Annotated in this window: 10 protein-coding genes and 2 pseudogenes; 7 read left to right on the top strand and 5 right to left on the bottom strand. The window is 36.8% G+C overall.

Going from position 1 to position 12,751, the window contains the following annotated elements:
• Nucleotides 1–409: 409 nt before the first annotated feature.
• From F6K23_RS09385 to F6K23_RS09370, 4 genes are all read left to right on the top strand, one after another.
• Nucleotides 410–1,564 (top strand): DUF58 domain-containing protein, encoded by a 1,155-nt coding sequence (locus F6K23_RS09385; protein WP_293153802.1) that lies wholly within the window; start codon nucleotides 410–412, stop codon nucleotides 1,562–1,564.
• Nucleotides 1,561–1,794, top strand: a complete 234-nt coding sequence (locus F6K23_RS09380; RefSeq protein WP_293153799.1) for a hypothetical protein — start codon at nucleotides 1,561–1,563, stop codon at nucleotides 1,792–1,794. Before F6K23_RS09385 ends, F6K23_RS09380 begins: the two co-directional genes overlap by 4 nt.
• A gap of 545 nt (nucleotides 1,795–2,339) precedes the next feature.
• Complete coding sequence (locus F6K23_RS09375; protein WP_293153796.1) at nucleotides 2,340–2,702, top strand: ferredoxin thioredoxin reductase catalytic beta subunit; 363 nt, start codon at nucleotides 2,340–2,342, stop codon at nucleotides 2,700–2,702.
• 226 nt (nucleotides 2,703–2,928) lie between these two features.
• A complete protein-coding gene (locus F6K23_RS09370) occupies nucleotides 2,929–3,327 on the top strand; it encodes a DUF309 domain-containing protein (RefSeq protein WP_293153793.1) in 399 nt (132 codons plus the stop codon).
• A gap of 430 nt (nucleotides 3,328–3,757) precedes the next feature.
• Here F6K23_RS09370 and F6K23_RS09365 read toward each other — a convergent pair whose 3' ends face one another.
• Complete coding sequence (locus tag F6K23_RS09365) at nucleotides 3,758–4,021, bottom strand: hypothetical protein (protein ID WP_293153790.1); 264 nt, start codon at nucleotides 4,019–4,021, stop codon at nucleotides 3,758–3,760.
• A 598-nt stretch (nucleotides 4,022–4,619) separates the two neighbouring features.
• Here F6K23_RS09365 and F6K23_RS09360 point away from each other — a divergent pair.
• Nucleotides 4,620–8,831: a pentapeptide repeat-containing protein gene (locus tag F6K23_RS09360; protein ID WP_293153787.1), complete on the top strand. Its 4,212-nt coding sequence runs from the start codon at nucleotides 4,620–4,622 to the stop codon at nucleotides 8,829–8,831.
• An 865-nt stretch (nucleotides 8,832–9,696) separates the two neighbouring features.
• On the opposite strand, the pseudogene F6K23_RS09355 reads toward F6K23_RS09360, so the two are convergent.
• Nucleotides 9,697–10,182 (bottom strand): annotated as a pseudogene (locus tag F6K23_RS09355) (Uma2 family endonuclease); the annotation flags it as partial.
• 454 nt (nucleotides 10,183–10,636) lie between these two features.
• Here F6K23_RS09355 and F6K23_RS09350 point away from each other — a divergent pair.
• The gene (locus F6K23_RS09350) at nucleotides 10,637–10,828 is read left to right on the top strand and encodes a hypothetical protein (RefSeq protein ID WP_293153784.1); all 192 of its coding nucleotides are present in this window, start codon (nucleotides 10,637–10,639) and stop codon (nucleotides 10,826–10,828) included.
• 34 nt (nucleotides 10,829–10,862) lie between these two features.
• Here the strand turns inward: F6K23_RS09350 and F6K23_RS09345 are convergent, their stop codons facing one another.
• Nucleotides 10,863–11,237 carry a XisI protein gene (locus tag F6K23_RS09345; RefSeq protein WP_293153781.1) on the bottom strand — a complete coding sequence of 125 codons (375 nt, stop codon included), beginning with the start codon at nucleotides 11,235–11,237 and terminating at the stop codon, nucleotides 10,863–10,865.
• Nucleotides 11,225–11,365 (bottom strand): annotated as a pseudogene (locus F6K23_RS41670) (fatty-acid synthase); the annotation flags it as partial. The pseudogene F6K23_RS41670 and the gene F6K23_RS09345, both read right to left, overlap by 13 nt.
• Before the next feature lie 173 nt (nucleotides 11,366–11,538).
• Between F6K23_RS41670 and F6K23_RS09340 the strand changes: the two are divergent.
• Complete coding sequence (locus F6K23_RS09340; RefSeq protein WP_293153778.1) at nucleotides 11,539–12,384, top strand: hypothetical protein; 846 nt, start codon at nucleotides 11,539–11,541, stop codon at nucleotides 12,382–12,384.
• 217 nt (nucleotides 12,385–12,601) lie between these two features.
• Here F6K23_RS09340 and F6K23_RS41665 read toward each other — a convergent pair whose 3' ends face one another.
• Nucleotides 12,602–12,745, bottom strand: a complete 144-nt coding sequence (locus F6K23_RS41665) for a hypothetical protein (protein ID WP_367267670.1) — start codon at nucleotides 12,743–12,745, stop codon at nucleotides 12,602–12,604.
• Between the last annotated feature and the right edge of the window lie 6 nt (nucleotides 12,746–12,751).

Genomic DNA, 12,751 nt, shown 5'->3' with positions numbered 1-12,751 from the left:
TGTACTTTCAAATAATCTTTTAGTTTTTGGTATTATTTAAATTATTTTCTGCTTTTTTTGAGATTAAGATAAAAATCAATTGAAGCAGCAAAAAAAAATGACAATAAAGTCTATAATTCATGCTAAAAACTAGGATGTAAATTAATCAAACAAATATTAATATTTTATCTTGAATAATTAGTAGTAAATTAATCTATAAAAATCTTTAATGCTATAGTTATAGCGCTGTGCACAGGCAACAGGAGGAATAAATTGCTGATAATATTAAGATTTTTAGCTATTGGACAGTTCCTGTAATTTGTAAATATGCCAGCGCACATTGCTATATTTTTTTATCCGTACTAGATCAAGATCATGATAAAAATGTTCCTCGAATTACAACTTTAAAAATTTGTCTAATTATTCTTCTATGAAAATTTACTACAAAATTTCTGACTGGTTAGAAACTAACTGGGTAACACCAAGCTATGCAGGTGGGTTACTCGGAATGTTATCAATATTCTTCTTTGGTGCTGCCACTAATACTATGGCAGGATGGCTATATGTAATTAGTGGGATGAGTTTTGCATTATTGGGAATGGGTGCTGTTTTGCCTGGGCGATCGCTACGTCAAATACGAGTACGTCGCCATCCAATTCAACCTGTAACGGTGAACGACTATTTAACTATTGCTCTCACAATTGAAAATTCTACTAATCAACCAATAGCATTAGTACAACTCAAGGATGAAATTCCTTTTGTGCTAGGAAAATTACCTCAAGAAGCAATAGAAGTCATTCCTGGCAAAGAAGTTTACCATTGGACTTACCATTTACCTACCGAAAGAAGAGGAATATATCGTTGGCAGGATCTTCAACTGAGAAGTGCAGCACCTCTAGGTTTATTTTGGTGTCGCCGTAGTCGGAATGCTAAAGCTACTGCTATTGTGTATCCTACTGTTTTACCCCTGAGTAATTGTCCGATAATAGATGAACTTGGTAAAGAAAATAGCCGTCAACTCAATGAGGATAGTCGTTATCTGATGGCTTCGGAAGGCTTAACTCGGACATTACGACCATATCGGTTTGGCGACCCCAGTCGTTTGATCCATTGGCGGAGTAGCGCTCGTTATGGAGAGTTGAGAGTTCGAGAATTAGAGGTATCTAAGGGAGGAGAAGAAGTTATTATTTGTCTTGATAGTGCTGCTCATTGGCAAACGGATAATTTTGAAGCGGCGGTAACAGTAGCAGCTTCTTTGTATTTTTATGCTAACCGCTCTCTGAAAAATGTCCAGCTTTGGACTGCTGCTACTGGGTTGGTACAGGGGAATAGGGTGGTATTGCAAACTTTAGCTGGAGTTAACTTTGGGGAGGAGGTTGTGTTAGGAAATCCACCAAATAAGTCTTTGCTCTGGTTGACTCAAGACCGAGTTAGTTTATCTTCTCTACCTTCTGGAAGTCGGTGGTTGTTATGGTTAGATGAGTCTATTTCTCCAGGAACAGAAGCAGGAAAGATTTCGCATTCTTCTGGTTTAGAAATTAATTCTACTCAACCTTTAGAGTTTCAACTTCAGTCTCAACTTTGAAGGAAGAAGGAAGAAGTAAGAAGGAAGAAGGAAGAAGGGAAAATTGCTTGTGGATAGTCTTCGACTCAGCCATTAAAGTTTCAACTTTAGTCTCAACTTTGAAGGAAGAAGGAAGAAGGAAGAAGGAAGAAGGAAGAAGGAAGAAGGAAGAAGGAAGAAGGGAAAATTGCTTGTGGATAGTCTTCGACTCAGCCATTAAAGTTTCAACTTTAGTCTCAACTTTGAAGTAAGAAGGAAGAAGGAAGAAGGAAGAAGGGAAAATTGCTTGTGGATAGTCTTCGACTCAGCCATTAAAGTTTCAACTTTAGTCTCAACTTTGAAGGAAGAAGGAAGAAGGAAGAAGGAAGAAGGGAAAATTGCTTGTGGATAGTCTTCGACTCAGCCATTAAAGTTTCAACTTTAGTCTCAACTTTGAAGGAAGAAGGAAGAAGGGAAAATTGCATGAGGATGTCTTCTACACCCCACTTCATGTCTTACAGCGGTTTTCATTTGGGTAAACCACAGTAGAGACGTTCCATGGAACGTCCCTACAAGATTTTGCTTGTGAAGATGTGGTTCATCAATTTGAAAAGCGCTGTATAACCCCAAGCAATTTTAAGCACCCTCGTTGATGGTGTACCTAAGACCTAAAAGCTATACTTGTATTGACAAATTTAACTTTTTGTTATATGCAAGTGAAAAATCTAAGTTTTTTACCATATTTTCTCCTGAAAATGGCTTTGTGCTGTAAAATTGAAAGAATTATCTCATATCAACAGCATAACAAACGTATATTATGAACCCAACTACAGAAAGCAAACTATCCACTGAAAAATCGTTGAAGGCGATGAAAAGTTTCTCTGAAAAGTATGCTAAGAATACAAATACTTATTTTTGTGTAGATCCTTCCGTTACAGCAGTGGTAATTGAAGGGTTGGCTAAACATAAGGATGAATTGGGCGCTCCTTTATGTCCATGTCGTCATTATGAAGATAAAGAAGCAGAAGTAAAAGCTACATATTGGAATTGTCCTTGTGTACCGATGCGAGAGCGTAAAGAATGTCATTGTATGTTGTTTTTAACTCCAGATAATGATTTTGCTGGGGAAGAGCAAACAATTACTCAAGAAGTTTTAGAAGCTACTAGAGCAAGTATGTAGGTTGAAAAGTAGAAGGAATCAGGAAGAAAGTTTAGTTGAAATTTTTGCCAAAGTAGAGCTTTTTCTGATGAGTTTTGTTCAGATAAACAAAGATATTTTTTTCCTTTTTCCTTCTACTGAAAATACATAATTTTAACAATATTTTTTCTTCTTACTTCTGCTATACTAATGCACGCTACTGGACTGAATTGCAAGAGGTACTGATAACTGATAAGTGATAACTGATATGACTTCTGAACAAGAAAAAATTCCTCAAGAGTTTTGGCAGGGAATAGCTGAGTTTAATCAACAAGAATTTTATAAATGCCATGATACTCTGGAGGCTTTATGGATGGAAGCTGGAGAACCAGAACGTACTTTTTATCAAGGGGTTTTACAAATAGCAGTTGGACTTTATCACGCGGGTAATGAAAATTGGCGTGGTGCTGTTATGTTGTTGGGGGAAGGTATTAGGAAATTGAATTATTATTTACCTACTTATTTTGAGATTGATGTTGATAAGTTACTGACAGAAAGTACGGAATTATTGAAAAATTTACAAGAGTCTGGTCCGGAAAATATTGCTGATTTTGTGCGCTCTTCTGATAATACAAAATACCCGAAAATTTTAAAATTAGAATCTTAAATATAATCTTACAGGGAGTGGGGAAGTAGGGGAGTAGGGGAGTAGGGGAGTCCAGTAGGGTGTGTTAGCGGTAGCGTAACGCACCCTAACAATGTCAAGCATCCCTTGTACCTTGTACCTTGTATACCATTACTATGCAGGAATACCCATTTTTCTACCTTTTTCCCCTATTTTATCTTTGTTCTTCAATATTATAGCAGTTGTCACTATAGTTAGGACATCGGGTAATTATGATGATTTATGACCAAAAAATAAGGTCTCAACCCTCCAATTTCAAGGGGATAAAAAAAATAAAGTTCAATATTTAAAGCCTCTGACTTTAACTAGAGGTACTGATAACTGAAATGACGCGAGCAAGATGCTCGCACTAATAACTGAAATGACGCGAGCAAGATGCTCGCACTAATTTTCCTAACCAATCTGGGGGTTGCTATAATTGATCGGTAGTATAATCCATTTCGCCAATTTCATCGATAATTCCTCCTACTTGATTTTCCGGAATACTATTATTTTCAGAATTTAAGGTACAACGCCAACAAATATTAATATTAATTGTGGGTTGACAAATAGTTAAGGCAAAAGTTGTGGTTAAACCAAGAATGATTGTTCGAGTTGTAGTTAATGCTATTTCTACTCCTTTTTTTGGGTTTATTGACATAGTGGTTTTGGTGCGATAGTTATTAGAATTTGTCATTTTTTTTTGACTGACTAGGATATTTTAATTAAAATTTAGTTGTGCTGAAGCCGATATTTTTACCTAATAAATTGTGATATTTGACTAAAAATTAATAGCAAAATTTATTGGTTTTTGTGAATAAAAATCGCTTTACTTGATATTTATAATGTAGCTTTTTCCTGCTCTTCAATGATGAGAAAATGTTCTGAATTGTAGGGGTGAATGGCATTCACTCTTACCCATTCTATGACGCTCTACAGATTTAATATTCTTCCTTTGATATTTATAATGTAACTTTTTCCGGCTCTTCAATGGTTAGAAAATGTTCTGAATTGTAGGGGGGGAATGGCATTCACCCTTACCCATTTTATGACGCTCGATATTGATAATGTAGCTTTTTCCGGCTCTTCAATGGTTAGAAAATATTCTGAATTGTAGGGGCGAATGGCATTCGCCCTTATCCATTGTATGACGCTCTACAGATTTGAGATTCTTCCTTCAATTATTTGAAAAAGTTAGAAAAAGTTAGGAGTTTGAAAGAAAAGCGACATTTGATTTTTTCCAGAATCTATAATGAACAATAGTTGAAAAATTAAGAAACTATTTTCAAAATATTATGAATCCAGAACCAGCTTTTGATTTTGTTAATAATCAATATCTTAATCAGAAAGGAAAAAGTTTAAGCGATTTACAAAAGAATATTTTTTGCCTAGCTTGGGAGAATGAAAAATATGGAGAAATTGCGATAAAAACTAATTTTGCTGAGGGATATATTCGACAGGAAGCAGCTAATTTATGGAAAATATTGGGAGATTTATTCGGGCAAAAAATTACCTGCAAAAATTTTCGTGGAGTTGTAGAAACAGAACTCCAAAAACAGAGCGATCGCGACAAATTTCCCCTACCTCAACAGATGAAGGAATGGTTTAAAATTCTGGGTTATCAATTTGCAGAAAACTACAATGTTGTAGATAAAATTCACGGTAAAAGATTTTTTGAATGGATAATTAAGGTTAAGACTCGTCGGGGATATGACCGCATTCTGGTCAGGGGTGTGGAAGGAGAGGCGGCAACTTGCGACCTCAATGCTTTGCGTCAGTCCGTGGCAAAGGAAAAAACTGATGAGGGTTGGTTGGTAGCTGTGCGTCGTATTAGTAAAGCGGCTCGCCATGGGGTTGAAAAGGAGGAAAATCAAAATCTGTTCTGCTACACTTTTGATGAACTTTTAGACCAGGAAGCTGACTTTGAACGTTATTTTCAATGGCTGGAAAAACAAGTGAAGCAGCGGGGTATTGATAAAAAATATGTACCTCTTGCTTGTCGGAAGGAGGAAGTTGACCCCGAGACGAAACAAAAAATAGGGGTGAGTGACTACGAAGCGGCGGATGGTTGGATAGATGGTTACATTGATAAATGGCTCGATGACCCGGTGAAAAAGCATCTCTCGGTTTTGGGGGAGTTTGGTACTGGCAAGACTTGGTTTGTTTTTCATTATGCTTGGCAGCAGTTACAAAAATATTTGGATGCTAAAAAACGAGGTGTGGAACGCCCGCGTTTGCCCATAATTATTTTGCTGCGGGACTATGCTAAAGCTGTTAATATGGAGTCTCTATTTTCCGAGTTCTTTTTCCGACAACATGAAATTCCTCTACCCGGTTATTCTGCTTTTGAATTACTCAACCGTATGGGTAAATTGTTGGTAATTTTTGATGGTTTTGACGAGATGGCAGCGAGGGTTGACCGACAAAAGATGATTAATAATTTTTGGGAGTTAGCTCAAACGGTGGTACCGGGGGCGAAGGTTATTCTCACTTGTCGCACCGAACATTTTCCCGAAGCACAGGAAGGTCGCGCTCTGTTGAATGCTGAGTTACAAGCTTCTGTTGCTAACCTGACTGGGGAACCGCCACAGTTTGAAGTTTTGGATTTGAAAAAATTTAACGATGAGCAAATTCGTCAGGTACTTTCTTTTAATACCGAACCTTCTACGGTAGAAAAAGTGATGAATAATTCCCAACTTTTAGACTTAGCACGACGCCCGGTAATGAGCGAGTTAATTTTGGCAGCGTTGCCAGAGATAGAGAAAGGGAAAGCGATCGACTTGGCGCGGATATATTTGTATGCGGTTACACATAAAATGCAAGGGGATATCAAGGAAGAGCGGACTTTTACTTCTCTTGCAGATAAGCTTTATTTTCTCTGCGAACTTTCCTGGGAAATGTTATCTAATGACCGGATGAGTCTGAATTATCGGGAATTTCCAGACCGCATTCGGCGTTTGTTTGAGTCAAGGGTGCAGGAACAAAGAGATTTGGATCATTGGCATTATGACATGATGGGTCAGACAATATTGATTAGAAATGAGGATGGCGACTATTCTCCTGCTCATCGTTCTATGTTGGAATTTTTTGTTGCTTATAAGTTTGCTGCGGAGTTGGGAGTATTGGTTGATGATTTTGTGGAGGTGGCGCGGATGCAGTCTCATGTTAATTTGGAGGCAATGGGTGAAAATTGTACTTGGTCTGAATATTTCCGTCGGGAGGTGGATGCTAAGGGAGGGGTTATTTCTATTCCACCTCTGAAGACTTTTTCTCGGGAATGTCTGGAAAATTTACGTTCGACTTTGGGAAAAATGCCGTTGACAAAGGCGGTTTTGGATTTGTTATTGCCGATGTTGCGTCTAGGGGAAGGGAAGGAGGAAAAGCAGAATGTTTGTGGTAGGTTGCGGGAAGTTGTGGAAGGGACGAGGGGGAAAACTGCGGCAGAAGTTGGTTATGTTGGTGGGAATGCGGCGACTTTGTTGGTGAAGACTGATAAGTTTGGTTTGGAGGGTTGTCATCTTAGTAGGTCTATTATTTTGGGTGCTGACTTTACTGGTGCTAGTTTGCAGGGTGTTAATTTGGCTGAGGCAAATTTGACTGATTGTATTTTTAGGGAACCTATGAATATAGTCAGGTCTTTTGCTTTTACTCCTGATAGTAAATTATTGGCAACAGGAGATGAGTCTGGGAAAATTCATCTGTGGCAAGTTGCTGATGGTAAAAAACTTTTGACTTGGGAAGGTCATACCCATATAGTCAGAAGCATAAAATTTGCTGCTGACGGTCAAACTCTAGTTAGCGCTAGCTCTGACAAAACAGTAAAGTTTTGGGATATGACAAGCAGTAAATGTTTGAAAAGCTTATCCATAGATCCTAATTTTGTCTTCTATACTGCCTTGAGTCCGAATCTGAAAATCTTAGCTACTGGTAGCATCGACGGTACAACTCAATTATGGGATATTGGCAATGGTAAATGTCTGGCGACCCTAGAAGGACACACAAGTTGGATAAATAGGATAGTTTTCAGTCCAGATGGGGAAATTCTGGCAACTGCTAGCAAAGACACAAATATTAAGTTATGGAACATTGGTAATTGTAAATGTCTAGCCACTTTGTCAGACCATGAAGAAGAAGTGTGGGGCATTGTTTTTAGCCAGGATGGTCAAGCCTTGGCAAGTGGCAGTGCTGACTTTACCATCAAACTTTGGGATATTAGAGATATCAATAACATTTCCGTCTCTGCTACTATACCTGCACACAATAATGATGTAAGAGGAATGGCATTTTCCCCAGATGGAAAAATTCTTGCTAGTGGAAGTGGCGATCTAACTGCAAAATTATGGGATGTCAGCTATGATAAGCATCCGCAATTATTGAATACTTTACGAGGACATACTTCTTGGTTGGAGGAAGTAGCTTTTAGTCCTAATGGAAAAATTTTAGCCAGTGGTGCTGCTGATAAAAAAGTTAATTTGTGGAATGTTGACAATATTCATAATGTCACTCTCCAAAACACTTTGGGAGGTTGGGATAATTGGATACGTTCGATTGTTTTTAGCCCTGATGGCAAGACTTTAGCTAGTGGAAGCGATGACCATTGTGTAAGACTTTGGAATTTAGAAATAGGAGAAGTAGTGGCAGCTTGGTGGGAACATAGAGAGCGCGTTCAATCAGTTGCTTTTAGTCCTGACGGCCAAACTATTGCCAGTGGTAGTAGGGATTTTAAAGTTAAGTTATGGAGTGTTAATACCAGTGAATGTTTAGCAACTTTGGGCGGACATACAGATCATTTGTATATAGTTACTTTTAGTTCTGACGATCGCTTCTTAGTCAGTGCTGGAGATGATCGCTCTGTCAGATTTTGGGATGCTAAGAGCAACCGACATTTGAAAACTGCACCTAAGCACTATACATCAAAAGTTTTTGCACTTGCCCTAAGTCCAGATAATCAGAAAATAGCTGTTGGTGGAATTGAACCTATCGTTCAGTTGTGGGATATTGAGACAGACGACAATTTAATCAGTTTCCGAGGACATCAAGGAGAAATAATGTCAGTTTGTTTCAGCCCCAATGGCAAGCTATTAGCTACTAGCAGCTATGACAAAACAGTACGTTTGTGGGATGTCACCACCCAGGAATGTCTCGCTATTTTTGCAGGGCAACAAATCTGGACTTATAAGACAGCCTTCAGTCCAGACAGTCAACTATTAGCAAATGGAGGAAAAAGCAATTCCGTCTATTTGTGGGATGTCAACACCCACGAACCCTATGCCACCTTTAGGGGACATCAGAGTTGGGTATTGGGAGTAGCATTCCACCCAGACGGTCAAATTCTTGCCAGCAGTAGCGCCGACGAAACAATAAAACTGTGGAACATCAAAACAGGAGACTGCATCAAAACCCTGAGAGTACCCAGACCTTATGAAAACGCCAACATTAGGGGAGTCAAAGGATTAAGCGACATCCAAAAAGCAAGCCTCACAGCATTAGGAGCAGTAGAACGTTAAGTGTGGGGAGTGTGGTATGTAGGGGCGAATGGCATTCGCCCTCACTATTCATAAATAGTATTAAATGTGAGAAACTCACAGAGCGATCGCTTATGCTAAACTAGCTAAAAGACAAGCTTATCAAAATAACATGGGTCTAAAACCCCGCCTTTTAAGGCGCAATATTTTTGGAGCGTTGCTCTAATCCCCTACTTCCTCTCCTGGGAGGGGGAGGGGCGAGGGGTGGGTTAACTTCTGACTCTCTTGGTGCGCGTTCCCTTGCGACTGACGTCGTCGCGGGGTCGCACCGCTTCTGACTTCTGACTTCTGACTTCGTTAATGTTGGGTTCCTTTTGTCAACCAAACCTACAAAATATTAAATTTTGACCTTCGACATTTAAGCTAATGTAATAGAACCTAAGTTCAAGCATCAACAGGACTTACGCAAATTATTAGACAATACGCTATCCTTCATTAATTGATAATTACCTCTGGTTAAAACCGCTACGGAATTGAAAATAAGGAAATATTATTTCTTTTTTTCCCTTTAATATCAAATCCGCTTAATTCGGTATAAAAAAACTTCTTCCTTCTAGCCTTTTCTTCCCTTCTGCCTTCTGCCTTCCTAACTCCAAAGTGTGGGTATTCAACCGGATTTGATATAAAAGGGGAGGCTTCAAGGCGCGAATTATTTAATTATTAATTATTAATTATTAATTATTCGGTAAGAGGGCGAATGCCATTCGCCCCTACTATGACGGTTATGCGTAAGTCCTGTAAATACAATTATTATCCAACATCAATTAATCAAAAAAAATAGTAATGCTAAGGATACCGTCACACACCCCATTTAATCCTTTTCATCAATTCCAATTATTTTTTGGAATTAAATTTCTACTGAAGGAAACGCCATGAAAAAAATAACTCCATCTTGATAGTTTTGTTCAATTTGATATTCATTATTCATCAGATTACGAAATACTTTTAAATTTTTTTTAGCAACATCAATTACCCAATATTCTTCTATTCCTGAATTTGCATATAATGTCTTTTTAGTTCCTAAATCTTTTTGTAATGTACTATCAGCAATCTCAATAATGCAGTAAATATCTTCACTATCAGGATGACGGTCTAAATATAATGTATCGGGAGAACGAACAATGGTAATATCAGGTTCTGGTTCAGAGTCAACTAAAGTAACAGGATGTGCTTCCATTACTTCTGCCAGATTTCCTAAAATATAACGTAAGTATTTAACTGCTCTATAATTGATAAAACGATGAATTGGTTCTTCAGGAATCATATTAATAATTTCTCTATTAATTAATTCCACTTGACGATTTTTTATTATTCCTGCATCTATCATACGATGATAATCTTCTACTGTCTATTTAGTAAGATTTGCCATTTCAATTATCAGTTATCAGTTATCAGTTATCAGTACCTCTCTCTGCCTTAAGTCAGAGGCTTGAAATATGGAGCTTTATTTTTTTTCCCTTGAAAGGGGAGGCTTGAGACCTTATTTTTTGGTCATAATTTAATATTGTTTTTTTCAGAGATTTATTTTTATTTTAGCTTGTTTGGTAAGGAAGAGGGAAGAAGGATTACAAGTCGGAAAAAACTTACTTTTACTCTATAGATTGTTTATTCGAGCAAATAATAAGGTTGAAACTCAAAAAATAATTGGTTATATTACTATAGATATTAACAACCAATTTTTCAGAATAAAAAATATTGTTTCATCAAAACTATTAGAACTAGAAAATTATATCAAAGGCTTATCTTGAGATGAGAAGTTATGGTTATTAGAAAAGATTGTTGAACAAATGCGAGAATCAAAAAAATCTGGCAATTTCCAACAAGATTCTAACTTAGAATCTACCTCTGAAAATATAAATTCAGAAGCAGATGGTTTGATTGGTCTGTTTTCAGCTTCTCCAGATTTAGCTACCAATTCTGAGGAAATTTTACAGAATGAAATTACGGAGAAGTCTGGATGGAGTTGCAAAGAAAAATAGGGAGGGCGAATACCATTCGCCCCTACAGATATGCCTAATTTGACTTTAACTGAATCAGGCGATCGCTCTCTTCTGTTCCTACTCCATAAGCTGTGTAAGGTCTAACTTCAGGAAGCTGCATTCCTAAAACAATTGATTTAGCAGGAATTCCAGCAGCAACTAATTCTTCTGCTATTAAACAGTCAGTATTATTGGCTTGAATCCAAATTTTACCTGCGATAATATCAAGATGAATTATACAGTAATGAATCCGCTTTTCTTGAGACCAACCTAAAGAAATTAACATATATCTATCATTTTCTGAATCAAATAAAGTTTTATTTTCTATCCCACTTTCAGTAGTTGGTATCTGAGCATATTCTGTCAATAGTTGTTTAATAATTTGACGATGGTTTTCTATGGTATCCATCTGACAATATCCTCTGTTTGTGAATTAAAAATAATTATTTTTAATCGGTGATTATCCAATAATATTTTACCAAATTTTTCTCCTTCAAAAAGGTCTGTAAAAGCAGTTAATGGAAGAGCCAGATATAACTCTCTTTCTGGTTAGGCAATATCATGTTTTCATAAGCGCGTTGTAATAATTTTTTGCTGGGTTAAGCGAGAGTGAAACCCAACCTAAAAAACTACGGTGTTCACCACAGACGGGATTTAGATAAACCTCGCTATAATATTTAACTATGATTTATTATAGGAGGAAATATTTAATGAGCGATACAAATAATAATTCTCAACTACAAGAAAAATTAGAGTTGTTAAAGCAAGGAAATAGTAAGGATAAAAATTATAATGCTAAGAAAGCATTAGTTAGTGCTATTCCCGCAATAGGTTCACTTGCAGTAACTTTTTATGAGAATTATATTAAAGAACCTTCAAGCCAAAGATTGCATGATTTTTTAGAAGAATTAGTACAAAATTTATTGATTTTACAGCAAAAAATTGAAGCAGTAAGTTTTGATAATCCTACATTTGAGACAACTTTCTTGAAAGCTATCCGTATTGCTGAATGTGAGCATCAGCAAGAAAAATTAGAGGTGTTGAGAAATGCGGTTTTAAATTCGGCTATTCCTAACTCTCTTAAAGACGATATTCAAGCAATTTTCCTTAAATGGATTGATGAATTTACTGTGTCTCATATTAGATTGCTCAGAATGCTACATTATATAGATAATTATAATTACGAAGAATTTTTGGCTAACTTGCAAGATTTAGAGGAAAATCGCGATTTTTACAATCAAGTATTACTAGCATTGAGGGGTAAGGGATTGATAAAATTGAGAGAAGTATATGAAACTTTTGAAGAAGAACCTCCAACTACTGATTATGATGAAGTAGAGGAAATGTTAAAAGAACACACTGATGAAATAGAGTCAATAATATCAGACTCAAATCCTTTTATACCTCGTCGTAAGTATGAAAAAAATTTTAGAACTGTCAAACATACCAAAAATATTGACAAAATTATCTCAGATGTTAAATATAGCTCCCAAGAAAGTATCACAACAGATTTAGGAAAACAATTTATAGAGTTTATAGAAAATCCACTTGTTTAACAACAGAATGATCAATACTTCTGACTAGCAAAGAAATTTGCATTATTTATTTTCAAAATTAAAGGTTGGGCTAGCTAATAACTAAACCCAAGCAAATATGCCTAATTTTACTTTAACTGAAGTAAGCGATCGCTCTCTACGGTTGGGCTAGCTCATAACTAAACCCAAGCAAATAAACCTAATTTGACTTTAGCTGAAGTAAGCGATCGCGTAATATTTATGCCTGTTTTTCTGACTCGGCTAAATTATTCTTAGTTTCCTCTACAAAGAGAGCATCAGCCTTCTTAACAAACTCTGGTTTACTTAACCTTTTAGAAGTAGATAAAATCTCTTTTTCTAACTTTCCTAACTTCTTCTCCAACCGAGC

The organism is Okeania sp. SIO2C9, assembly GCF_010672455.1.
Lineage (GTDB): Bacteria > Cyanobacteriota > Cyanobacteriia > Cyanobacteriales > Microcoleaceae > Okeania.
The sequence above is the reverse complement of the archived record's forward strand: the minus strand, read 5'-3'. Positions and strand labels throughout refer to the sequence as shown.